The following is a 23065-nucleotide window of genomic DNA, read 5'->3' as shown; positions in this document are numbered from 1 at the left end:
TGGACGTTAGCACCGATCGGCAGCCGATTCGCAAAACCCTGAGACTTCCCGGCGAAAATCTTCATAATGGCGGCCAATTTGTTTAGCTCGTTATTCTGGTGTGCCCGCATGGAAATTAAGGTCAACTTTCTCGACAACCTTCGGCTTGAAGCCAAGTTCGATGACTTCACGGTGATTGCCGACCAGCCGATTCGCTACAAAGGCGACGGTTCGGCCCCGGGTCCGTTCGATTACTTCCTGGCTTCGTCGGCGTTGTGCGCGGCGTACTTTGTGAAGCTGTACTGCGCAACACGCAATATTCCCACCGAGAATATTCGCCTGTCACAGAACAACATCGTTGATCCGGAAAACCGCTACAACCAGATCTTCAAGATCCAGGTCGAGTTGCCAGCGGACATCTCCGACAAGGACCGCCAGGGCATCCTGCGTTCCATCGACCGCTGCACCGTGAAGAAAGTCGTGCAGGCCGGGCCGGAATTTGTGATCGAGGAAGTGGAAAACCTCGACGCGGATGCGCAGGCATTGTTGATGCCCAATTCTACCTCCGAGGCGGGCACCTACATCGCCGGCAAGGACCTGCCGCTGGAGCAGACCATCGCCAACATGTCCGGCATTCTCGCCGGCCTGGGCATGAAGATTGAAATCGCCTCGTGGCGCAATATCGTGCCCAACGTGTGGTCGTTGCATATCCGCGACGCACACTCGCCGATGTGTTTCACCAACGGCAAGGGCGCAACCAAGGAAGGCGCATTGGCGTCTGCCCTGGGCGAGTTTATCGAGCGGCTTAACTGCAACTTCTTCTACAACGACCAGTTCTGGGGTGAGGAGCTGGCCAACGCGCCGTTCGTGCATTACCCGGACGAACGCTGGTTCCAGCCTGGACCCAAGGATGAGCTGCCGAGTGAAATCCTCGATGCTTACTGCCTGAAGGTCTACAACCGTGAGGGCGAGCTGCGTGGCTCGCACCTGTTCGACACCAACTCGGGCAATGAAGAACGCGGGATTGTTGCGCTGCCGTTCGTGCGCCAGTCCGACGGCGAAGTGGTGTATTTCCCGTCCAACCTGATCGAAAACCTCTACCTCAGCAACGGCATGAGCGCGGGCAATACCTTGGCTGAAGCCCAGGTGCAGTGCCTGTCGGAGATCTTCGAGCGCGCCGTGAAGCGCGAAATCATCGAAGGCGAGTTCGCCTTGCCGGACGTGCCCGCAGAAGTGCTGGCCAAATACCCCGGCATTGTCGCGGGTATCGAAGGCCTGGAGGCCCAGGGCTTCCCGGTGCTGGTCAAGGACGCATCCCTGGGCGGCGAGTTCCCGGTGATGTGCGTCACCCTGATGAACCCTCGCACCGGCGGCGTATTCGCCTCGTTCGGCGCACACCCAAGCATGGAAGTGGCGCTGGAACGCAGCCTCACCGAACTGCTCCAGGGCCGCAGTTTTGAAGGTTTGAATGACCTGCCGCAGCCGACCTTTGAAGGCCAGGCGGTGACCGAGCCGAACAACTTTGTCGAGCACTTTATTGACTCAAGCGGCGTGGTGTCGTGGCGCTTCTTCAGTGCGCAGTCGGACTATGAGTTCGTCGAGTGGGACTTCTCGGGCGAAGGTGAAAATTCCAACGCCGAAGAAGCCGCCACCCTGTTCGGTATTCTCGAAGGCATGGGCAAAGAGTCCTATATGGCGGTGTACGAACACCTCGGCGCCACGGCTTGCCGGATCCTGGTGCCGGACTACTCGGAAATCTACCCGGTAGACGACCTGATCTGGGACAACACCAACAAAGCGCTGTTTTTCCGCGCCGATATCCTCAACCTGCACAGCCTTGACGAGGAGGCGCTGCAGGCGTTGGTCGAGCGTCTGATCGAAAGCGAGCTGGACGATTACACCGACATCACCACCTTGATCGGCATTGAGTTCGACGACAACACGGCGTGGGGCCAGTTGACCATCCTGGAGTTGAAACTGCTGATCTTCCTGGCCTTGCAGCAATATGAGGAGGCCAAGGAGTGCGTGGAGATGTTCCTGCAATACAACGACAACACCGCTGAACGCGGCCTGTTCTACCAGGCCATGAACGCAGTGTTGGAGATGCAGTTGGACGACGACCTGGACCTCGCCGATTACGAGGCCAACTTCCGCCGGATGTTCGGTCACGAGCGGATGGATGCGGTGATGGGTTCGGTCGATGGCAGTGTGCGGTTTTATGGCTTGACCCCGACCAGCATGAAGCTGGAAGGCCTGGATCGGCATTTGCGCTTGATCGAGAGCTATAAAAAACTGCATTCGGCGCGGGCCAACGTCACTTCAGCCTGACACAATCCCCCTTGTGAAAGCTGGCTTGTGTGGGAGCTGGCTTGCCTGCGATAGCATCACCGCGGTGCAACTGATACACCGAGGTGTCTGTATCGCAGGCAAGCCAGCTCCCACAGGCGTCTAGATCAGGGCCAGCGCCTGAGCCAGATCGGCTCTCAAATCTTCCACATCCTCAACCCCCACCGACAACCGCACCAACCCATCGCCAATCCCCAACTGCGCCCGCGTCGCCGCAGGGATGCTTGCATGGGTCATGATCGCCGGGTGTTCGATCAGGCTTTCCACGCCGCCGAGGCTTTCGGCCAACGCGAAAATTTTCACGTTTTCCAGAAAACGTGTGGCACCCGCCAGGTCACTGTTCAAATCCACCGAAATCATCCCGCCAAATCCACGCATCTGCTTGCGCGCCAGTGCGTGCTGCGGGTGCGAGGCCAGGCCTGGGTAGTACACCCGCGACACTTGCGGCTGCTGCTCCAGCCAGGTGGCCAGGTCCAGGGCGTTGCTGCAATGGCGCTCCATGCGCAGTGCCAGGGTTTTTACACCGCGCAGGGTCAGGAAGGCATCGAACGGGCCGGCAATCGCGCCGACCGAGTTTTGTAAAAAGCCCAGGCGCTCGGCGAGTTCCGGGTTGTGGCCGACGATGGCGATACCGCCGATCACGTCGGAGTGGCCGTTGAGGTATTTGGTGGTGGAGTGCACCACGATGTCGAAGCCCAGCTCCAGTGGGCGCTGGATCCATGGGCTGGCGAAGGTGTTATCGGCCACGCAGATGATGCCGCGATCGCGACAGATGCGCGCAATGGCGCTGAGGTCGGTGAGGCTCAGCAGCGGGTTGCTCGGGGTCTCGACCCAGACCATGCGTGTGTCGCTCTGCAGTGAGGCTTCAAAGGCCGACAGGTCGCTTAAATCGACAAAGCTGAAACGGTGCCCGGCACTGCGTTGACGCACCTTGTCGAACAGCCGGAACGTGCCGCCATACAGGTCGTTGCCGGAGACAATATGCGCACCGGCATCCAGCAGTTCCAGCACAGTGGAAATCGCCGCCAACCCCGAAGCAAACGCAAACGCCGCACTGCCGCCCTCCAGGTCGGCCACGCAGCGCTCCAGGGCAAACCGCGTGGGGTTGTGGGAGCGCCCGTAATCAAACCCCTTGTGCACGCCGGGGCTGTCCTGCAAATAGGTGGAGTTGGCGTAGATCGGCGGCATCAGCGCGCCCGTGGTTGGGTCGGGGGATTGCCCGGCGTGGATCACACGGGTGGCAAACGCGCTTTTATCGGGCAGGCTCATGCAAGGGATCTCCGTAGGTGGTTAAGCAGGTCGACGCGGGTGATCAGGCCATGGAAGCCGGATGTGTCGGCAATAATCGCGACCAGGCCGCGATCCAGTTCCGCCTGCAATTGGGCCAGGCTGGCGCTGGGGGCCAGGGTTTGCAAGGTTTTGCTCATGGCGTCTGCCACCACCATGGAAAAGTGTGTGGCGTCCTGATGCAGGCCCAGCAGGATGTCGGATTCGTCGATGACGCCGACCAATTCACGCCCATCCACCAGCACCGGCAGTTGCGAGACATCCGCCAGGCGCATGCGCTGGAAGGCGGTGAGCAAGCTGTCGTCGGGGCTCACGCTGATCACCCGGCCGTCTTCGAAGCGCCGCGCGATCAGGTCGCGCAGGTCGCCGTAGTGTTTGTATTGCAACAGGCCCGCGTCGTTCATCCACTGGTCGTTGTAGACCTTGGACAAGTAGCGCGTACCGGTGTCGCAGACGAAGGTGACCACACGTTTTGGCTCGGTTTGTTCGCGGCAGTAACGCAGTGCGGCGGCAAGCAGGGTGCCGGTGGATGAGCCGCCGAGGATGCCTTCGGCCTTGAGTAACTGACGGGCGTGGTCGAAGCTTTCTTCATCGCTGATGGAGTAGGCATGGCGCACACTGGAGAGGTCGGCAATCGAGGGGATAAAGTCTTCGCCGATGCCTTCCACGGCCCAGGAGCCGGGCGTTTCCATTTTCCCGCTGCGGCTGTATTCGGCCATCACCGAGCCCACGGGGTCGGCCAGCACCATTTCCAGTTCGGGCTGCACGCGTTTGAAGAAGCGCGTAAGCCCGGTGAGGGTGCCGGCCGAGCCGACACCGACCACAATCGCGTCCAGATCATGCTGGGTTTGCGCCCAGATTTCCGGGGCGGTGCTGGTTTCGTGGGCCAGCGGGTTGGCGGGGTTGTTGAACTGGTCGGCGAAGAATGAACCGGGAATGTCTTTGGCCAGGCGAGCGGCCACATCCTGGTAGTACTCGGGATGGCCCTTGCCGACATCGGAACGGGTGATGTGTACTTCGGCGCCCATGGCCTTGAGGTGCAAGACCTTTTCAGTCGACATCTTGTCGGGCACCACCAGCACCACACGGTAGCCTTTGGCCCGGCCGACCAGCGCCAGGCCCAGGCCGGTGTTGCCGGCGGTGGCTTCGATAATGGTGCCGCCCGGTTGCAGGCGGCCGTCACGTTCGGCGGCGTCGATCATGGCCAGGCCGATACGGTCCTTGATCGAGCCACCGGGGTTTTGCGATTCCAACTTGAGAAACAGCGTGCAAGGGCCAGTATCGAAACGGCTGACCTTGACCAGCGGCGTGTTGCCGATCAGTTCGAGCACGGCGGGACGTGGGAGGCTGGGCATGAATTCACCTTGGTTGCGAGCAGACAGAGGTGGTGCAGCAAAGTAAAGGCGTGCCTTGGAACATAGGCCGGGATCGCGCCGGTCGCAACCGGGCGGTCCGTTGGATGTCTTTTTTTGGCGCATGAACCCGACAGGGCGTTTACAGCAGCGCGCCCAACGCCTGTTGTATGCGCGCACTGGCAGCTTGCATCGGCGCGCGCAGTTCGCTGCCGATCAAGCCCTGCAACGCCAACCCAGCCTTCACCGGCGCCGGGTTGGGCTCTATGAACATCGTGTTGATCAGCGGCAATAGCGTGAAAAACGTCGTCCTGGCCTCGGCCAATTGGTTATCGCGTACTTGCTGGCACAGCGCCACAAAGGCCTCGGTATGCAGATGCGCCGAGGCCGCAATCGCGCCACTGGCGCCCAGGCACAGCGCGTTAAAAATCTGGACGTCTTCGCCGCACAACACATTCACGTCACCACTGGCCAGCAACGCCAGGGTATTGGCCAGGTTGCCGCCACAATCTTTGATCGCGCTGATTCGCGGGTGTTTGACGATGCTCAACAACGTGGCCTGCTCAAAGGTCACGCCGGTGCGGTAGGGAATGTCGTAGAGCACAATCGGCACGCTGGAGGCATCCGCCAACGTGCGGAAAAACGCCTCAAGGCCAGCCTGGGAAGGGCGGATATAGCTGGGCGCGGGCACCAGCAGACCGGCTACCGGGCGCTTGAGAATTTCGCTTTGAAAGTGCAGCAGTTCTATCTGGTTGTTGCCCGCCAGGCCCATCACCACCTGCTGCGCGGGCACCCATTGCAGCACGGCATCGAGCACGGCGAGCTGCTCCTGACGGCTCAACGACGCGGCTTCGCCCGTGGTGGTGCAGACCATGATCCCGGCGACGTGTTTTTCCAGCAGGTGACCGACCAGCCGGTGCAGGCCGATAAAGTCGATGGCGCCATCCTGAAACGGCGTGACTATGGGAACCCAGATACCTTGAAACGATGACATGCACTTTCTCCTGATGGTTGACCGCTAAAGTCACCGTCAGAAGGGCAGAGGGATTGTGCAGAAGGAGGAGGAGGGGGCCGCCGCGCTCAATGTCCTGTCAGCTCATCTGACGGGACAGCGCGCCCCGGTCACATGAGCGACTGTTTCTTCGATTTTAGGGCGTGCGCCACGCAACCTTGCGCCTTGGCAATCAAGCCAATGGCACAAAGGTTAACGAAAGACGTTGCTGACATGCGCTGGCACACCCTGAATAAGATCTCCATCTTCAGGGGATGTGACTGAATATGTCAACTCCGCCGAAGGTGCTCGCGCACAAATGCGGCGACCTCGGCTGCCAGTTCCGCATCTTCCGGTGCGCCCATGAAGCCGCCATGGGGCATGGCCTCGAACACATGCAGCAGCGCCGGCACCTGCGCCTGGCGCAAGGCGCGGTGCATGCGCACGGTGTTGGACAGGAACAGATCCCGTGTACCGCTTTGCAGGAAGGTCGGCGGGAAGCCGGCCAAATCACCAAACAGGGGCGACAGGTACGGGTGGGACAAATCCGCGCCGTTGGCATACAGCAGGTTGGTGCTCATCAGCGGCATGGGCAGAACCACGTCGACGTCTCGGTTGACATGGAAACTATCGCCGGATTCGGTCAGGTCGACCTCCGGCGAGAGCAGCACCAGCGCCGCTGGCATTGGCAACCCTTCGTCACGGGCGCGCAAGACCATTGCCGCCGCCAGGTTACCGCCTGCCGAACGGCCGCCAATCACGATGTGCTCAGGCGCATGGTGCTTGAGTACATGGCGGTAGGTGGCCACGCAGTCATCCAGCGCCGCCGGGTACGGGTGATCAGGCGGCATGCGGTAATCAATGCCGTAGCACATCAGGTTGTGCAGGTCGGCCTGCTTGCCGGCGGCAATACGGCAGTTTTCGCCGCCACCGAACACCAGTGCGCCGCCGTGCAGATCGATGTAGGCAAAGGGCGTGTAGCCCGGCGGTGTGGCCACGTGCACGGTGGCGCTTTCTACTGTGATGGTGTGCAGGCTGGCGCGCAGGCCGTCCGCCTGTCCGGCATTGGCGCTGGTGTAGTTCTGGTCGACGACGGCTTGCAGCTGGCGCCAGCCATCGTGGTCGTGCGGCGCTGGCATGCTGTGCAGTGCGTTCAACGGCACGCCATCAGCCCCGACCAGGCGCTGGAGTGTCGCCTGGGCTGGGGCGCTGATCGAGCTTGGGACCGGGATGGTGCGCGGTTCAAGTTTTACGCCATGGTTCATGGGCCTGAGACTCGTGTTCGACGACTGAGGCCGCAAGAATGCCAGACTGCGGGCGGGTGTGGGAGCGGGCTTGCTCGCGAAAGCGGTGGGTCAGTCAATATCTGCCTGTCTGAAAGATTGCATTCGCGAGCAAGCCCGCTCCCACACTGGTCTGTGTTGCGTTCAACGCCCAGCTATCGCAGCTTCGATGGCGGCCACGTCGATCTTGGTCATGGTCATCATCGCATCGAACGCACGCTTGGCGATGGCCGGGTCGGCATGCGTCACCGCCGCAGACAAGACGCGCGGGGTGATCTGCCAGGACACGCCCCATTTGTCCTTGCACCAGCCGCAAGCGCTGGCCTGGCCGCCGTTGTCGATAATGGCATTCCAATAGCGGTCGGTTTCGGCCTGGTCGTCCGTCGCCACCTGAAACGAAAACGCCTCGCTGTGCGGGAACGCCGGGCCACCATTCAGGCCCAGGCAGGGAATGCCCAGCACGCTGAAGTCGACGGTTAACACATCGCCTTGCTTGCCCGCCGGAAAGTCGCCAGGGGCGTGATGCACGGCCGTCACAGCGCTGTTCGGAAACGTCCGGGCGTAGAAAGTGGCCGCCTCCAGGGCGGTGCCGTTGTACCAGAGGCAGAGGGTGTTTTTGTTCATCTTGGGTCTCCACGGGGTGGTTGGGTGTAGAGAGTCTAGACGGTCGAGCAAGGTTTATCGGGTGTCAGCTGTTGGGCTATCGCGGCTTTGTCGATGACCGACCAGACCTGCGCAATTTTCCCGTCGCAGCACTCGTAGAATACGTTTTCATCGAAGGCCACGGTCCTGCCGTTGATCGGCAGCTCGAAGAACTCACCTTTGGGGCTGACGTTGAAATTCAACCGGCTGGCGATGGTAGGCGGGTCGGCTACCAGCAGCTGGATGCGAAACACCAGGTCCGGGATCTCACGAAAGTCGCGTTCCAGCATCGCGCGGTAGCCTGCCAGGCCGACGGTGGTGGCGTTGTAGGTCACCTGCGGGTGGACGAAGTGGCCCAGGTGCTCCCAGTCCTGGCGGTTGAGGCAGTCGATGTAGCCTTGGTAAAAGTCGGCGAGTTCGATTCGGGTCATGTCGCGTTTTCCCTGTTCGTTGAGTGCGCAGGCTTGTCCTCACGCCCTGCGCGCCATCAACAACACCGTCGCCGCCGCCGACAACAACCCGGCACAGCAGCGATTGAATAGGCGCTTGCCGCTGGGTTCGGCAAACCAGCGGCGCATGTGCGTGCCCATGTAGGCATAGGCGCTGATCGCTATCCATTCTAAACCCAGGAACATCCCACCCAGCAGCGCGAATTGGGGGGTGATCGGTTGGCCGGGTACCACGAATTGCGGGAGGAACGCGGTGAAGATCAGGATGGCTTTCGGGTTGCCAGCCGCCACCAGGAACTCCTGACGTGCCAAGGCCCACAATCCCACTTTGTGCGTGGCTGATTCAGCTTCTTTCTGCGGATTAGCCCGCCACAACTGGAACGCCAGATAAAACAGATACGCCGCACCGAGAATCTTGATCCCGTAGAACAACAGCTCCGAAGTCTGCAGCACCACCGCCAAGCCGGCAGAGGCGAGGGCGATCATGCCGGCAAAGGCCAGCAAACGGCCAATACCCGCAAGGCAAGAAGTGCGATAGCCATAGTGCGTGGAGTTGCTCACGGACAGCAGGTTGTTGGGGCCGGGCGCCATGTTCAGGGCGAAGCAGGCGGGCAAGAATAGGGCGAGGGTGGCGAGGTCCATGGCGGCTCTGGGTGGGGGCGGATGGAAGCGTTGAGGATAAATGCAGTTGAGGCGCTTGAGCAATTAGCACGTGAACCCCAACGCGCGTGGGGCACAATCAAGAAGGCAGCCCGTGAGGTCAGGTTTATCTTGGCTTACCACGATACCCAGCCTGTCCCGCGCTTTACTTGAGTTGCGGTGCAAAATAACCTGCGCCCTTCAGGCATCGCCCTGTTTCATCACAAACCGCGTTTTTCAGGGAGAAAATCAGTTGGTTACCACGAACATTGTTCACACGCTGGGTGCACCGACAGCGCTTGATTACTACGACCGCAGGTCGGTTGTGTTGCCCGTTGATATCACTGCACTGGCGGCGTGGAACATCATGACCGCCGAACCTGGCATGTTCATGCGGTTGGCCTTTCGAATCCGCGACCGGATTTCTTCGTTGTTCGGTGTGAAACGCATCGGTGGGTTCTCGGGCTCGCCGCGAATCAGCGTACAAGCGGGCGAGCGACTGGATTTTTTCCTGGTAGAACACAGCGCCCCGGACGTGTTGGTGCTGACCGAGCGCGACCGGCACCTGGATGTGATGATTTGCCTGTCGATCAGTGAGCGGGTGTTTACGATCACCTCATCGGTGCTCACCCATAACACCTTTGGGCGTCTGTACATGTTGCCGGTTGGGCCGGCGCACAAGCTGATCGTCAACAGCAACCTGAGGCGACTGAAACGCAAGCTGGATGCGCTGCAAAAGTAACCTGTGGCGAGCAGGCTTGCCCTGCGTTGGGCTGCGTAGCAGCCCCTGCCTTGCTAACTGACTAACCGCGTTGCCTGAAGTGGGGTGGCTTCGCCACCCAGCGCGGGGCAAGCCCGCTCGCCACAGAGGCTATGTTTGCCTTGGCTGATGGGTTTGAGCCAAGTGCGGCTGTTTTTCAATGAGACGGGCTTGTTCCGGCCTGTTTAGCCAGTATTCTGTTCCACTCCCTCAGTGAGGTTTACCCATGCGCGTCACGGTCGTAGGTGCTGGAGCAATCGGTGGTTTCCTGGCGTGCAAATTGTTCGCCGCCGGCCACGACGTCAGCGTGATCGCGCGTGGCGAAACACTCGCCGCCATTGGCGAGCATGGGCTGAAGCTGCACACGGGCGATGAGGTGTTGGTTGCCCCACTGAAAGCGACCTGCGCACCTGAAGAGCTTGGCATTCAGGAGATGGTCATATTTGCCGTCAAGGCGCCGGCATTGCCCAGTGTGGTGGAACAGGCCAAGGCATTGATTGGCCCGCAAACCCTGGTTATTCCTGCACTCAACGGCTTACCCTGGTGGTATTTCCTGCAGTCGGCAGGCGCTTTGGCGGGTATGCGTCTTGAGGCTGTCGACCCCGGTGGCGTGATAGAAAAGGCTGTGCCCGTTGCAGCCGTTGTCGGTTGCGTTGTATTTGCCTCATGTACCGTGTTGAGTCCCGGTGTGATCAAGCACATGTCCGGAAGCCGAATGGTGTTCGGTGAGCCGGCCGGTGGTAATAGCGCGCGCGTAGATGCAACCACCGAGGCTTTTCGTGAGGCAGGTTTTGATGCCCACGCCCACGCCAATGTGCGCGAAGAAATATGGTTGAAGCTGCTGGGCAATGCCTGCTTCAACCCGGTCAGCCTGTTGGTGGGCTGCGCAACCGATGAGTTGATCGACGACCCATTCCTGCACGCACTGTTCATCGGCATGATGGATGAGTTGCTGGATTTGGGACGCACACTGGGCATCGCGCCCCAGATTGATTCCGCGCAACGCATTGCGATCACCCGCAAGCTCGGCAAGGTGAAAACCTCGATGCTGCAAGACGTTGAGGGGCACAAACCGGTGGAGATCGAGGCCATCCTTGGCACGCTTGTTTCAGTGGCTGATCGCATCGGGGCACCGATACCTCGCACGCGCACCGTGTATGCCTTGGCGCGCATGCGGGCTAAAAACCTTGGGATTTTGCCAGGCTGAGCCATCCTCACGTTGAGGCGTTTTTCAGGGGTGAAACCTGCGCCCCAACGCATCCAGCCGCACTGCTATCGGCGGCAACTGCTCACTGCTGCGCGCGAGGGTTTCCACATCATCCGCGGTGTTTTGTGCAATGTTCTGCACGGACTGCAGGCGCCCGACGATCTCCAGGTTGGCCGAGGTTTGTTCGCGGGTGGTCATCACGATTCGCCCGTTCAGCTCGTCGATATGCGCGATGTCGGCGCCCACGGCCTGCAACATGTCCACCGCCAGTTGGCTGTCCTCCACACAACGCGCTACACCTGCCTGGCTGTCGTGCATGGCCTCGACGGCCTGGCGGCTGCCGTGTTGCAGGCCTTCGATGATCTGTTTGATTTCCTGGGTGGAGACGGCGGTGCGTTGCGCCAGGCTGCGGACCTCATCGGCGACCACCGCAAAACCCCGGCCTTGCTCGCCGGCGCGGGCGGCTTCGATGGCGGCGTTGAGCGCCAGCAGGTTGGTCTGGTTGGCGATGCTGCTGATCACTTCGAGTACCGAGCCGATCTGCTCGGCCTGGGTGGCCAGGCCTTGTACGGTGTGGTTGGTGCCGTCGATGCGTGAGGCCAGTTGGGTGATTTCATGTTGGGCACGGCCGACGCTTTGCTGGCCGCGCACAATCTGTTCGCGGGCCTGGCCTGCATGCTCCACCGCGTGTTCGACGTGTTGCGTGATGTGGGCGGTGGCGTCTTCCATACGCTGCATGGAGCCGGTCATCTGGTTGATTTCCGCCAACTGATGGCGTGCGCCGGTTTCCAGGGTACCGCTGGCGCTGGCCAATGCCTGGCCGAGTTGGCCGAGACCGTGGGAGTCACGGGTCACGCCATCGATCAGGTGGGTGATCTGCTGCAGGAAGTGGTCGAAACGCTTGGCCAGGGACACATGCACCTTGCCTTCACCCTGGGCGGTTTCTACCGTGAGCTGGGAGGTCACGGCGAGCATTTTTTCCAGCATCTCCTGGCTTTCGACCGCCTCGGCCTGGCTATGAATGGCGAGGTAGAGCAGGGCGACCGTCTCCATCACAACGTAGAAGGCGTGCACGAACACCATGTTCCAGCCGCCATGATGGTCCATCACAAATACCGGGAAACCCTGATGTTGCAACGCGTGAAACACCACGTGGTGGACGGCGATGGTCAGCGCCGCGACGAGGATCGGCAGCCAGTCGCGGTAAAACGTCAGCACCGCCAGCAGCGCGAAGATACCGAAGTGCGCTTCGATCAAGCCCTGCGCCTGGTTAATCTGCAGCGCCGCCATGACCATCAGGCCGGCGCCCAGCAAACAACGCATCAAACGGGTGCCACCGAGGGCGCGATAGAGCAAGGTGAGCACCACGCTGGCGCCGCCGCCGACGATCACCGCTTGCAGCCAGGTGTCGTGCCAGAAGGCCAGGCCCAGGGAGAATAAAAACATCAGCCAGATCAACGCCAGCATGATGCGGTCGGCTTTGCGGTAGTGCTCCAGGAAGCGGGCGCGTTCGGGCATTCACTCTTACTCCATGTGGTCGAGCCAGGAACAAAGCATGCGGCGTGCCATGACGGCTCGCAAAAGGAACGCCAAAGGGCGGCGCCAGAAGCGTATCGGCATTCCTTTGGGCGACTTTAGGCACGGCTGCCAAGCAGTTCACGTCGCTTCACAGGCGATCGGCGTCCACTATGGCCTTGGCAAACGCCGCCGGCGCTTCTTGCGGCAGGTTATGGCCGATGCCGCCGCTCACCAGACGAAACTGGTACTTGCCGGTAAAGCGTTTGGCGTAGTCCTCAGGTAACGGGTGCGGCGCACCGTTGGCGTCGCCTTCAAGCGTGATAGTCGGCACGCCAATGCTCGGTGACTGCGCGAGTGTTTGCTCCAACGCAGCGTATTGCGCTTCGCCCTGTACCAGGCCCAGGCGCCAGCGGTAGTTGAAGACGGTGATGGCCACGTGATCGGGGTTGTCCAGGCCTTTGGCGCTGCGTTCGAAGGTGGCCTCGTCAAAGGCCCACTTCGGCGAGGCGGTCTGCCAGATCAGCTTGGCGAAATCGTGGGTGTTTTTCTGGTAACCGGCGGCGCCGCGTTCGGTGGCGAAGTAGAACTGGTACCACCACTGCAACTCAGCTTTGGGTGGCAGCGGGTTCTTACCGGCGGCCTGGTTGCCGATCAGGTAGCCACTGACTGACACCAATGCCTTGACCCGTTCCGGCCACAGCGCCGAGACGATATCTGCTGAGCGCGCGCCCCAATCATAACCGCCCAGTACCGCTTGCTGGACCTTCAGCGCGTCCATGAAATCGATCACGTCCTGGGCCAGCGCCGCCGGTTCACCATTGCGTAAGGTTTTATCCGACAGAAAACGCGTATCGCCATACCCACGCGCATACGGGATCAACACGCGGTAGCCCTTGCCGGCCAACAGCGGTGCGACGTTGGCGTAGCTGTCGATATCGTAGGGCCAGCCATGCAACAGGATCACCACTTGGCCATTGGCCGGGCCGACCTCGGCGTAGGCCACATCCAGCAGGCCGGCCTTGATGTGCTTGAGCGTCCCGAACGCCGATTGATGCTGCGGTGCCGGGGTTTGCGGTTCGGGCATCTCGGCATGGGCCATGCCCATGGCCGCGAATGGCAACAGGGCAAAAGCCAGGAAAAGTGGGTGGCGTTTCAACTGAGCGTGCATGGCGAGCCTCCTGGGGCTTGATGTGTGCCGAGTGCTCAGTTGAACGTCGTGCTGTATCGGCTGTGTTTCAGCAAGTGCCATGGGTTAAACGTTGTGTATCGCAACGGGCCCTGGATACAGTGCGATACACATACGCGGATCAGAAATCCATTCGAAGCCCCAGCGTGCCTTGGCGGCCGTTGAGGGCATTGCTGTCCAGGTTGCGGTTGTAGCCCAGTTGGCCGTACAGGCTGATGCCTTGGGCAACGGTCAAGGTGGCGCCGACGTTGAGGTCCAGCGTGGTCGACTTTTGCTCGGTGTTTATGTCGGTAGCATCATCGAACCTTACGGTGTTGGTGCCGGCGCGGGCATGCCAGACGTTGGCACGCGCGTATGGCTGCAGGGGCATACCACTCACCTCATAGCTGCCACGCAAGCGGGCACCCAGGCGGGTGGTGACATGCGTGTCAGCGTCGTAGGAGACGGCGGAGATTCGGTCGTTCTGGCTGTCCAGCCGCGTGCGGTCGACGATGAGCTGGGCTTGTGGCTCCAGTTCCCATTGGGCACTCACAGTAAAAGGCCAGCCCGCTTCGGCGGACGCCAATGCATTGCTGCCTTTGGTTTTCATCTTGATGCCCCGGTCGGACTCGTTGTTGCCGGTGAAGCGGGTGCCCATTACCACCAGGTCCAGATAGGCGCGGTTGGCGCCGATCAGTGTCCAGTAGGCGCCCAGGCTGTCGCCGCGCAAGGTCAGGCGGCCTGCGTCCTTGTCTTGGAAGCCACCGTTGAAACCCTTGACGTCGCCTTGCAGGCGGCTGTGGCCCACAAAGAAGCCAAGCCGGTGAGTCTGGCCGCTGTCCGTGCTGGTGGCGTACAGGTCGCTGCCCACCTGGAAGGCCGACAGCGAACTGTCCAGTGTCGGGCTGACCGTTCCCGCGAAACTCTGGCGACTGTTGCCGCCGTACACCCTGGCCCAACCCGTGGGGAATACCCCGGTTTGTTGCTGCTGGCGCTGATCGCCCACGCGTTCGTGGTAAGTCCCCAGCATGCCTTGCACGATTTGCTCGGCAGCTTGAAACAGCACGGCGTACACCGGCACTTCGGCGCGGTAAAGGGGGATTGCGGTGTTGCCTGGATTGGGCGGCAATGCCGGGGTGCCAGGCGCTGGGGTGGGCGGGGTAATCACCGCATCCGGCGTGGGCTGCGCCGGCACGGTGGAGCGCAGGTAGTAATTCTGTTCCGTACCCGCGGTCACGCCCCCTCTGAACAAGTGATAGTCAAACGCACCAGCAGACACGGGGCCAGCCAGCGAGAACGCACCGACGCTGCTGGTGGCGCCCTGGGTTGCCTGTACCACCTCAATGCCATCCTTCACGGTCAGCGCACCTGCACCGCCCAGGTTGGTGATGCTGATCGCCGTGGCGCCCAGCAGGGTGCCTTGGCTGACCACCAGTTTGTCGCTGGGTGAGTTATCCGCGCCCAACATCGTTTGCAGCGCCAGCCGACCGCCCGTGCCGATGTAATTGCCGTTGACCGTCAAGCTGTCGGTCGTGCTGGAACTGTCGGTACTCATATCGATCAGACCGGCGTTGTTCAAGGTTGCCAATTGTCCGGACGTGAAGGGCGCGAGAGTGCCCGTTGTGACGATCAATCTGCTCGTTGCATCAATGCTCATTGCGCCGGTACCGGTATCGCTGCCTCCCAATACGAATGTGCCACCGAGTGTCAGGGCCGACCCATTGACCATAGACACCCGCTCCCAGCCGGTGTAGCGGCTCGGGACGCTGGTTTGCGTTGCGTCAAAGGTGAGGGTGTCGTTACCCGCGCCGCCGTCCAGTTGGGGGGTGGCGGCCAGCAAGGTTTCGCGGAGGTTTTTCAGCAGGGCAGAATCATCATCGGCACCCATGAGAATTGCCCCGTTGATTGTTCCCCCGTCGGTCCAAATGAACTGATCGGCGCCGAAGCTCGTGAGGATTTGGCCGTTGACCCTGCCACCGCTGACCTGGATCAAATCCACGCCGGCGCTGGTGCTGATGTTGCCGCCGATGGTGCTGGTGCCCGAGACGAGAATGGTGTCCCTGCCAAGCCCTGTGACAAGGTTGCCGACGATGGTGCCGCCGCGCATATCGAAGACGTTGTTATCGAGTTTCATGTCGACCCGGCCGATGGTGCCGCCGGTCATCAATGCTTGATCGCCGTCTTCAAAGGCGCCCTTGATGGTGCCACCACTCATAACGAATGTGTCATGGCCGTCGCCTTGGGCCAGTGACTCGACAGTGCCATCGCGCATGACAAAACTGTCAATGCCCCCGCCCTGGATGATCGCCCCCGCGTGCCCACCGTTGATCTGCACCAGATCCACACCATCGCCCTGGGTAATGGACCCCGTGACCGCGCCCAGCGTCAGACGAAACGTATTCGCACCGTCGCCCTGGTGCAGCATCCCATTGATTGCCGCTGTCGCACCGTTGATGTCAACCAGATCGTTGCCGGCCCCCAAGGTGACATCACCGTTGAGGGAGCCGCTGCCGCTGAGGTTCAGCGTGTTGTTGCCGGCGGTGTCGGTAAAGCCCGGCGCGGCGCCGCTGTTGCAGGTCGAGGTGTCATTGCCGGCGGTAATGTTGATCGTGCAGGCGCCAAGCGACGGCAGCGGCCACACCGCCATCAACGTGATACCCAGGTAAGTCAGAAAAACTGGCAGTGTGCGCATGACGGCTCCTTGTCCGAAGGAAGTTCCCGCACCTGAGCAATCAGGTGCGGTTCAAGCCATGGGAAGGTAGAGCGCGATACGGAGCAGGCACGACGGGTTGCCTGTTCTACGAAAACACCGGCGAATGCAAGGGGTTGGCATGGCTTTCTCGACTGCACATCAAGCTGTGCAGGCTTTTTGCACCTTAGTCGCAGAGTGAGCCGGGTGCTACTGTGAGAACTGACAGGTACAGGCGAGTGCTGGCCTAGGCAAACACGATCTCATAGGGCTCACGCATCCGCTCCAGCAACTCCTGGGCAAGCATGGGCGCCAGGCCGATCTCCGGGTCGCCGACCAATTGGCTGGCATACGCATGGGCGGCGTGAAGCTTGCGCGCAACGCTCCAACTGTCCAGGCGCACCTTGCGCGCGCGATGCCAGGGGATCACCGAGCCTTCACGCAGCGGCCAATGCCAGGCCCATATCGGCAGTTCATACAGGCGCGCGCCGGTGAGCTGGCAGGCTTTGGCGCTGGCTCGGCCGACGGCGTCATGGTCGTCCTTGCCGTCGTGGCGCCAAGTGGTAAACACCACGTCGCCCGGTTGCAGATAGCGCGCAATGAACTGGCTCATGGGCTGCTCGCGGGCGGCCAGGGCGTCGTCGCAAAAGCCGCCGCGAATCCACTTAAGGCTGTGCAGCGGCATCCCCAGGCGCCGCAGCGCTTCAGCGCTTTCCTGCGGGCGGATCACACTCAGGCGGCTTGCCGGCCAGGCATTCGAGCCTGGGTGGCTGGCGCTGCCATCGGTGATCGAGATCAGTTGCAGTGGGTGGTCGAGGGTGCTGAGCAGTTGCAATAATCCGCCACACGCCAACACCTCATCGCCGGGGTGAGGCGCGATGACCACCACGCGCGCGCCGCGTGGCACCAGGGAGGAGGGCTTGATAAAGGGGATTTGCGCCAACTGTGGCGCACTGTTCCAGATTTGCGCAGGGCCGCGACGGCCCTCACTTAATGAGGCAGATTTCATCGGTGTCACGTCCTTGTCGAATGATGCCGGGTCGTACCCCGTTGACGGGACGACGCTCTTGTACTCAGCACAGGCTCCGCTGCGATGAACTGCGGCCATCCAACCCTGGATGACCAGCAAGGCGATTTCAGCATAGTCAAGGATTCGGCGTTTTTACATCGTGCAGGGTCGAAATATTCAGGTGGCCTGCATCAAACTCTTCAAGTAATCACCAAAACCGCCTTGGGCGCGGCAGTCCAGGCGTGCGCTGGTAATTACCTGTGGTGTATGACTCCAGGCGATTGAAGCGCCGCAGCGCTCCAGGTTGCGCACCAGTTGCACATCTTCGTGGCAGGCCAACGGTTCGAATCCGCCGGACTGCACATACGCCCCGGCACTCACGCCCAGGTTGGCACCGTGAATATGGCGATGGCCGTCGCGAGCCTCATAGGCTTGGGTGTAGCGGATTTGGGCTGCCACGCCGAAGCCTTCGCTCCAGTCGTCCACCGTCACTGTGCCGCACACAGCATCGGCGCCCAAGGCCAGTTGCGCCACCAACCAGTCGGGGGCGACACGGCTGTCGGCGTCGGTGCACGAAATCCAGCGCGCGCCCTGGTTTAACAAGTGCCGCGCACCCACTCCGCGCACCTGCCCCACGTTACGTGCCTGCACGTGTAAACACTGCACCGGATACGCCTGGGCAATCGCCGCACTGCCATCGCTGCAGCTGTCGAGCACGGCCAGGATCTGCACAGGCTCACCCAGCAAATCAGGGTGGCTGGCGGCAATCATCGCGGCTTTGAGGCACTCGCCCAACAGCGCTTCTTCGTTATGCACCGGGATCAGAATGCCGATCATCGCAAGCCCTCATGGGTGGCGACCGAGGTGCCGTCACGGCTCCACAGGTCGAGTAGAAAGTCACTGTCGTGATGCTGGACGAGGTGGGCCATGCCCAGGCGTTGCGCGAGCATTTCGTGCACCTGTTCGGCCGTTTGCGGGCAGCCATCGATGCGCGGGCGCCAGTGGCACGCGAGCAGTTGGCCGTTGTCGGTCAGTGCGTTGAGGGCACAGTCGATCAAACGCTGTAAATCCTCGGCATCGAGGTAGTAGCAGAGTTCGCTCAACACAATCAGTTCGAACTGGCCGGGCGGCCATTCCTCAGGCAAACGGCTTTGATGAACCTGGGCGTGGCTGAACCCCCGCAATCGGGTTTGCGCCAGCGTTACGGCAGCGGCGGCCGTGTCGCAACACACCAGGCGCTCGCAGCGCGGCGCCAATTCGGCACTCAGCTCGCCGTTCGCGCAGCCGGGTTCAAAAATCGAGCGATAGCGGGGCCGTGTCAGCACCGCCAGGGTGAGTGCGCGTTTACGCTGTTCGTACCAGCGCTGGCGAAAGGCCCAAGGGTCGTCATTACCGGCGAACAGTTGATCAAAATAGGGTGTGGCCACACTCATACAAACACCACTTCAAAAGGTTGCAGCAAACGCTCCACCACATAGGGTGCCAGCACCGGTGCAAGACCCACTTGCGGATCGCCTTCAAGTTGGCTGGCAAAGGCGTGAATGGCATGCCGTTTGCGCGCCACCGCTTCAGGTGTCAGCGCGATTTTGCGTGCACGTTGCCATGGCACCTGGCTGTCTTCGGGCGTTGCCCAATGCCAGGTCCAAACGGGCAGTTCGTACAGGGTCGCACCTACCGCCTGCGCCGCTTTGGCGCTGGCGCGGCCAGCGGCTTCATGGTCGCAATGCCCGTCTTCGCGCCAGGTGGTGAACACCACATCGGTGGGCTTGAGATACCGCTCTATGAACGCGCTCAACTCATCTTCACGGGCCGCCACCTGGCTGTCGGCAAAGCCTGCGCGCAGCCACTGCAAACTGTGCATTCGCAGGCCGAGACGGTGCAGGGCCTGGGCCGACTCCTGCGGGCGCACGATGCTCAAGCGCTCGACCGGCCAGCGCCTGGAGCCTGGGTGGCTGGCGCTGCCGTCGGTGACGGAAATCAGTTGGATTTGCCGGTCCAGCATGGCCAGGCCTTGCAGCAGGCCGCCGCAGCCCAGCACTTCGTCGTCCGGGTGCGGAGCAATAATAACGGCGCGATGCCCCGCGGGCACCAACTGCTCGACACTGATTTGCGGCAATTGGGCCATATGGGCTGAACCCTGCCATTGATGCAACGGCGTGCCCTGGCCAATGATCGGGTTGAGTTTCATAACAGCCACCTACCTGTGGGTTCGTCCGCAACCAGCTTTCCCAGCGCCGCCAAGTCACGCTCGGCGTGGCTTTGACGTACATATACGGGTAAGTCCGCCATCAATTGGGCGAAGTGCGGATCTTTGCAGTAAGGCCCGGCACCCACCGCGCGCCCGACGTGATGAATGACCTGCTCGACGGTATCCTCGACGCACGCCCGTGCCTGTTGGGCCAGTTGCCGCGCATTGGCGCGAGGGTGGCGGTCAATCTGCTCAGCACCGTCGCGCAGTACACAGGCGGCGCTGTTGAGCACGCTGTCGACCGCGCCCAAGTGCGCCAGCGCATGCTGTTCGGGACGTTGGCTGCAATGCACACGCAGCACCTCAGCCAGACGTTGCGCGCCGCCATACCAGCACGCGGCGATACCGACGCCGCCGTGCCAGAAGCCAGGCCGTGCCAGGTAGTCGCCCGGCTCGCCAACCGCGATGCCGCGGGCCTCATCAAAGATGATGTCGACACTGCCGGTGGCCGCCATGCCCACGGCTTTCCAGCCTTCGTGGGTGACGGTGACGCCGGGCTGGTCCATCTCGACCGCCACCAACTGTTGGCGGTCGTTTTCGTCCCAGGCGGTCAGCAAGCCATGGCTGACCACCGCTGCACCGGAACACCAGGCTTTACGCCCATCGACGATCAAGCGCTGGCCGTCGCGGCGCACGCGTACCTTGGCCGTCGGCGGTTCGGCGGCCCACATGCCCCAAACACTGCCCACGGGCGGCAAGGGGCTGTCGAGCTCGGCGATGATCGCCAGGGCGTCGGTGTGACCTTCGAACAGCTTGCACAGGCGCAGGTCATGACCTGCCACCTGCGCCAACCGGCTGAAGCGTTCCAACGTCTGGCCGCTGCCAGGTAATGGCAGTTGGTCCAGGCCTTCTTCCTGAAGCGCCTTCAGTGCAACGCCCAGCGCCTGCGTGTCGGCGTAGCTGCGGTTGCCTTGAAGGAATCCATGCAGAGCCATCTCACACCTCGTCGTCGCGTTGCAATTCGAACAGCAGCAGTGAGCGTCCGGTCACCGCGTACTCGTGCTCGAAGTCAAAACGCTCCTGACCGCGCACTGCGGGGGCGTTGGTATCGAGCATGCAGGTCCAGAATTCACCCTGGGGCACCGGCGGCAGGCGGAAATTCACCATGTCGTGGTGGGCATTGACCACCAGCAACAGGGTCGCATCACCCCCAGCGCGACGAATCCCGGTTTCCTGGGCGCGGCCATCCATCAGCATGCCCAGGCAGCGGCCATGGCTGTCTTGCCACTGTTCGGTGCTCATCTCGTTGCCATCCGGCGCCAGCCAGGTGACGTCTTTTACGCCGAGGTCTTCGTTGTAGTCGCCCACCAGGAAACGCCCACGGCGCAGAATCGGGTAGGCCAGGCGCAATTTGATCAGGCGTTTGACGAACTTGAGCAGTGCCTTGCCGTCGTCGTCCAGGTCCCAGTTGACCCAGCCGATCTCGCTGTCCTGGCAATAGGCATTGTTGTTGCCGTGCTGGGTGCGCGCGAACTCGTCACCGGCCACGATCATCGGTGTGCCTTGGGCCAGCAGCAGCGTGGCGAAGAAATTGCGCATCTGGCGCAGGCGCAGGGCGTTGATTTCCGGGTCTTCGGTGGGGCCTTCGACGCCGTGGTTCCAGGACAGGTTGTTGTTGCTGCCGTCCTGGTTGTTTTCGTCGTTGGCCTCGTTGTGCTTGTCGTTGTACGACACCAGGTCGTGCAGGGTGAAACCATCGTGGGCAGTGATGAAGTTCACCGAACTGTAAGGCCTGCGCCCACGGTGGTTGAACATCTCGCCCGAGGCGGTCATGCGCCCGGCGAAGTCCGCCAACTGGCCGTCATCGCCTTTCCAGAAGGCGCGCACGGTGTCGCGGAAGCGGTCGTTCCATTCCACCCAGCCGGGTGGGAAGTTGCCCACTTGGTAGCCGCCGGGACCACAGTCCCAGGGTTCGGCAATCATTTTCAGCTGGCGCAGCACCGGGTCCTGGCGGCAGGCCACAAGGAAGCTGTGGCGCTCGTCGAAACCGTCGCGGTAGCGCCCCAGAATGGTCGCCAGGTCAAAGCGGAAGCCGTCCACGTGCATTTCGGTGGCCCAGTAGCGCAGGGAGTCGGTGACCATTTGCAGCACGCAGGGGTGGCTCAAGTCCAGGGTATTGCCGGTGCCGGAATCGTTGATGTAGAAGCGCTTGTCGTCGGGCATCAGCCGGTAGTACGAGGCGTTGTCGATGCCGCGCATCGACAGGGTAGGGCCGCGCTCGTTGCCCTCGGCGGTATGGTTGTAGACCACATCAAGGATCACCTCGAGCTTCTGCTCATGCAGGTGCGCGACCATCTCCTTGAACTCGGCGATCTTGCCGCTGGCCAGGTAACGCGGGTCAGGCGCAAAGAACGCGATGCTGTTGTAGCCCCAATAGTTGGTCATGCCTTTTTGCAGCAGGTGCTGGTCGTTGACGAAGGCATGCACCGGCAGCAGTTCGACGGATGACACGCCGAGCTGGCGAATATGTTTGAGCACGTCATCTTCCATCAGCCCGGCACAGGTGCCGCGCACCGACTCGCCCACTGACGGGTGACGCATGCTGATGCCACGCAGATGGGTTTCGTAGATGATCGTGCGGTCCCACGGCACCCGTACCGGCTGGTCGTTGCCCCAGGTGTGCGCAGGGTCGATGACCTTGCACTTGGGCACAAAGGGCGCGCTGTCGCGCTCGTCAAAACTGAGGTCGTCGTCCGGGTGGCCGATGGTGTAGCCGAACAGTGCCTCGGACCATTTGAGTTCACCCACCAGCTGTTTGGCATACGGGTCGATCAGCAATTTGTTGTGGTTGAAGCGGTGACCATTGGCCGGGTCATACGCACCGTACACGCGGTAGCCGTAAATCAGCCCGGGATGGGCGTCGGGCAGGTAGCCGTGGAAGATTTCGTCGGTGTATTCGGGCAGTTCGATACGTTCAAGCTCGACCTCGCCGGTATCATCGAACAGGCACAGCTCGACCTTGGTGGCATTGGCTGAGAACAGCGCAAAGTTGACACCCAGGCCATCCCAGGTGGCGCCTAGAGGGAAGGGCAAACCTTCACGAATCCGCGACGGCTCGTTTTCCGGCGTGGCTGGGTTGTTATCGGGTTTGCTCATTAAATTGCTCCTGCAAGGGTCTTTTTTCGGGCCAAGCGCTACCGTGCCGACGGTTGCTCAGCTGGCGCACTGAAAAGTAAAAAGGGCCTCCTGGCGACAGTGTCGGCAGGAGGCGCGTGGGCTGTTAAGGCTTGGGCTTTTTCGGCGCCGCAGGCTTTTTGGCCGCTGGCGGTGCGGGCTTGCTGGCCGCCGGGGCCGGCGGCTTGGCTTTTGGCGCAGGCTTGGGAGCGGTCTTGGGTTTGGCCGCAGCTTTGGGTTTGCTTGGGGTCAGCGCTTCGGCTTCGGCTAATTTGCGCGCCATCTCCCAGTGGCGTGCATCTTCACCGTGGGGCTTGCCTTCGGATTCCCAGATCTGATGCGCCAACTCGCGTATGCGTTTGTCTTCAGTACTCATCACAATACTCC

The 23065-nt window shown here is 61.6% G+C and carries 20 protein-coding genes; 3 read left to right on the top strand and 17 right to left on the bottom strand.

From position 1 onward, the window contains the following. Window positions 1-108: 108 nt before the first annotated feature. Complete coding sequence (locus tag HU759_RS16250; RefSeq protein ID WP_138454053.1) at window positions 109-2307, top strand: OsmC domain/YcaO domain-containing protein; 2199 nt, start codon at window positions 109-111, stop codon at window positions 2305-2307. 120 nt (window positions 2308-2427) lie between these two features. On the opposite strand, the gene HU759_RS16245 is transcribed toward HU759_RS16250, so the two are convergent. From HU759_RS16245 to HU759_RS16215, 7 genes are all read right to left on the bottom strand, one after another. Continuing rightward, on the bottom strand, window positions 2428-3594 hold the full coding sequence (locus HU759_RS16245) for a cystathionine gamma-synthase (RefSeq protein WP_099549649.1): 1167 nt from the start codon (window positions 3592-3594) through the stop codon (window positions 2428-2430). After that, window positions 3591-4967 (bottom strand): cystathionine beta-synthase, encoded by a 1377-nt coding sequence (locus HU759_RS16240; RefSeq protein WP_017138937.1) that lies wholly within the window; start codon window positions 4965-4967, stop codon window positions 3591-3593. Before HU759_RS16240 ends, HU759_RS16245 begins: the two co-directional genes overlap by 4 nt. Window positions 4968-5106: 139 nt before the next feature. After that, window positions 5107-5958 carry a 4-hydroxy-tetrahydrodipicolinate synthase gene (gene dapA, locus HU759_RS16235; protein WP_186616838.1) on the bottom strand — a complete coding sequence of 284 codons (852 nt, stop codon included), beginning with the start codon at window positions 5956-5958 and terminating at the stop codon, window positions 5107-5109. 287 nt (window positions 5959-6245) lie between these two features. Further along, window positions 6246-7220: an alpha/beta hydrolase gene (locus HU759_RS16230; RefSeq protein WP_170037638.1), complete on the bottom strand. Its 975-nt coding sequence runs from the start codon at window positions 7218-7220 to the stop codon at window positions 6246-6248. Between the two features lie 162 nt (window positions 7221-7382). Then, window positions 7383-7862 carry a VOC family protein gene (locus HU759_RS16225; RefSeq protein ID WP_017138934.1) on the bottom strand — a complete coding sequence of 160 codons (480 nt, stop codon included), beginning with the start codon at window positions 7860-7862 and terminating at the stop codon, window positions 7383-7385. A 35-nt stretch (window positions 7863-7897) separates the two neighbouring features. After that, window positions 7898-8311: an ester cyclase gene (locus tag HU759_RS16220; RefSeq protein ID WP_170037635.1), complete on the bottom strand. Its 414-nt coding sequence runs from the start codon at window positions 8309-8311 to the stop codon at window positions 7898-7900. Window positions 8312-8350: 39 nt separating this feature from the next. Next, window positions 8351-8971 carry a LysE family translocator gene (locus tag HU759_RS16215; RefSeq protein ID WP_170037632.1) on the bottom strand — a complete coding sequence of 207 codons (621 nt, stop codon included), beginning with the start codon at window positions 8969-8971 and terminating at the stop codon, window positions 8351-8353. A gap of 250 nt (window positions 8972-9221) precedes the next feature. Between HU759_RS16215 and HU759_RS16210 the strand changes: the two genes are divergently transcribed. Both HU759_RS16210 and HU759_RS16205 read left to right on the top strand, forming a co-directional pair. Next, window positions 9222-9710: a DUF2867 domain-containing protein gene (locus HU759_RS16210; protein ID WP_170037629.1), complete on the top strand. Its 489-nt coding sequence runs from the start codon at window positions 9222-9224 to the stop codon at window positions 9708-9710. 244 nt (window positions 9711-9954) lie between these two features. Then, the gene (locus HU759_RS16205) at window positions 9955-10935 is read left to right on the top strand and encodes a 2-dehydropantoate 2-reductase (protein WP_099549658.1); all 981 of its coding nucleotides are present in this window, start codon (window positions 9955-9957) and stop codon (window positions 10933-10935) included. Between the two features lie 24 nt (window positions 10936-10959). Here the strand turns inward: HU759_RS16205 and HU759_RS30015 are convergent, their stop codons facing one another. The 10 genes from HU759_RS30015 to HU759_RS16155 form a co-directional block, all read right to left on the bottom strand. Further along, window positions 10960-12453: a methyl-accepting chemotaxis protein gene (locus tag HU759_RS30015; protein ID WP_169986229.1), complete on the bottom strand. Its 1494-nt coding sequence runs from the start codon at window positions 12451-12453 to the stop codon at window positions 10960-10962. A gap of 148 nt (window positions 12454-12601) precedes the next feature. Further along, on the bottom strand, window positions 12602-13621 hold the full coding sequence (locus HU759_RS16195; protein WP_169986227.1) for an alpha/beta hydrolase: 1020 nt from the start codon (window positions 13619-13621) through the stop codon (window positions 12602-12604). 139 nt (window positions 13622-13760) lie between these two features. Then, window positions 13761-16310 (bottom strand): autotransporter outer membrane beta-barrel domain-containing protein, encoded by a 2550-nt coding sequence (locus tag HU759_RS16190; protein ID WP_186616839.1) that lies wholly within the window; start codon window positions 16308-16310, stop codon window positions 13761-13763. Between the two features lie 244 nt (window positions 16311-16554). After that, entirely contained in the window at window positions 16555-17316 is a 762-nt protein-coding gene (locus HU759_RS16185; protein WP_017138922.1) for a PIG-L family deacetylase, read from the bottom strand. A gap of 177 nt (window positions 17317-17493) precedes the next feature. After that, window positions 17494-18153, bottom strand: a complete 660-nt coding sequence (locus HU759_RS16180) for a glycosyltransferase family 2 protein (RefSeq protein ID WP_099549661.1) — start codon at window positions 18151-18153, stop codon at window positions 17494-17496. Then, entirely contained in the window at window positions 18150-18749 is a 600-nt protein-coding gene (locus HU759_RS16175) for an SAM-dependent methyltransferase (RefSeq protein WP_177033199.1), read from the bottom strand. Before HU759_RS16175 ends, HU759_RS16180 begins: the two co-directional genes overlap by 4 nt. Next, window positions 18746-19504: a PIG-L family deacetylase gene (locus HU759_RS16170; protein WP_186616840.1), complete on the bottom strand. Its 759-nt coding sequence runs from the start codon at window positions 19502-19504 to the stop codon at window positions 18746-18748. The genes HU759_RS16175 and HU759_RS16170 overlap by 4 nt, the downstream gene beginning before the upstream one ends. Further along, on the bottom strand, window positions 19501-20499 hold the full coding sequence (locus HU759_RS16165) for an acyl-CoA dehydrogenase family protein (protein WP_186616841.1): 999 nt from the start codon (window positions 20497-20499) through the stop codon (window positions 19501-19503). The genes HU759_RS16170 and HU759_RS16165 overlap by 4 nt, the downstream gene beginning before the upstream one ends. Before the next feature lies 1 nt (window position 20500). Continuing rightward, window positions 20501-22660, bottom strand: a complete 2160-nt coding sequence (glgX, locus tag HU759_RS16160; protein ID WP_017138917.1) for a glycogen debranching protein GlgX — start codon at window positions 22658-22660, stop codon at window positions 20501-20503. 124 nt (window positions 22661-22784) lie between these two features. Beyond that, a complete protein-coding gene (locus tag HU759_RS16155) occupies window positions 22785-23054 on the bottom strand; it encodes a DUF2934 domain-containing protein (RefSeq protein ID WP_017138916.1) in 270 nt (89 codons plus the stop codon). Window positions 23055-23065 lie beyond the last annotated feature (11 nt).

The organism is Pseudomonas sp. OE 28.3 (genome assembly GCF_014268205.2).
Lineage (GTDB): Bacteria > Pseudomonadota > Gammaproteobacteria > Pseudomonadales > Pseudomonadaceae > Aquipseudomonas > Aquipseudomonas edaphica.
Note: the sequence above shows the minus strand (reverse complement) of the source record. Positions and strands in the feature narration are given on the sequence as shown.

Coding starts and splice junctions, on each gene's coding strand:
- HU759_RS16175 (WP_177033199.1), bottom strand. CDS start 18,749: ATGAGTGTGGCCACACCCTATTTTGATCAACTGTTCGCCGGTAATGAC.
- HU759_RS16170 (WP_186616840.1), bottom strand. CDS start 19,504: ATGAAACTCAACCCGATCATTGGCCAGGGCACGCCGTTGCATCAATGG.
- HU759_RS16190 (WP_186616839.1), bottom strand. CDS start 16,310: ATGCGCACACTGCCAGTTTTTCTGACTTACCTGGGTATCACGTTGATG.
- HU759_RS16195 (WP_169986227.1), bottom strand. CDS start 13,621: ATGCACGCTCAGTTGAAACGCCACCCACTTTTCCTGGCTTTTGCCCTG.
- dapA (WP_186616838.1), bottom strand. CDS start 5,958: ATGTCATCGTTTCAAGGTATCTGGGTTCCCATAGTCACGCCGTTTCAG.
- HU759_RS16220 (WP_170037635.1), bottom strand. CDS start 8,311: ATGACCCGAATCGAACTCGCCGACTTTTACCAAGGCTACATCGACTGC.
- HU759_RS16250 (WP_138454053.1), top strand. CDS start 109: ATGGAAATTAAGGTCAACTTTCTCGACAACCTTCGGCTTGAAGCCAAG.
- HU759_RS16205 (WP_099549658.1), top strand. CDS start 9,955: ATGCGCGTCACGGTCGTAGGTGCTGGAGCAATCGGTGGTTTCCTGGCG.
- HU759_RS16180 (WP_099549661.1), bottom strand. CDS start 18,153: ATGATCGGCATTCTGATCCCGGTGCATAACGAAGAAGCGCTGTTGGGC.
- HU759_RS30015 (WP_169986229.1), bottom strand. CDS start 12,453: ATGCCCGAACGCGCCCGCTTCCTGGAGCACTACCGCAAAGCCGACCGC.
- HU759_RS16215 (WP_170037632.1), bottom strand. CDS start 8,971: ATGGACCTCGCCACCCTCGCCCTATTCTTGCCCGCCTGCTTCGCCCTG.
- HU759_RS16225 (WP_017138934.1), bottom strand. CDS start 7,862: ATGAACAAAAACACCCTCTGCCTCTGGTACAACGGCACCGCCCTGGAG.
- glgX (WP_017138917.1), bottom strand. CDS start 22,660: ATGAGCAAACCCGATAACAACCCAGCCACGCCGGAAAACGAGCCGTCG.
- HU759_RS16155 (WP_017138916.1), bottom strand. CDS start 23,054: ATGAGTACTGAAGACAAACGCATACGCGAGTTGGCGCATCAGATCTGG.
- HU759_RS16165 (WP_186616841.1), bottom strand. CDS start 20,499: ATGGCTCTGCATGGATTCCTTCAAGGCAACCGCAGCTACGCCGACACG.
- HU759_RS16245 (WP_099549649.1), bottom strand. CDS start 3,594: ATGAGCCTGCCCGATAAAAGCGCGTTTGCCACCCGTGTGATCCACGCC.
- HU759_RS16230 (WP_170037638.1), bottom strand. CDS start 7,220: ATGAACCATGGCGTAAAACTTGAACCGCGCACCATCCCGGTCCCAAGC.
- HU759_RS16185 (WP_017138922.1), bottom strand. CDS start 17,316: ATGAAATCTGCCTCATTAAGTGAGGGCCGTCGCGGCCCTGCGCAAATC.
- HU759_RS16240 (WP_017138937.1), bottom strand. CDS start 4,967: ATGCCCAGCCTCCCACGTCCCGCCGTGCTCGAACTGATCGGCAACACG.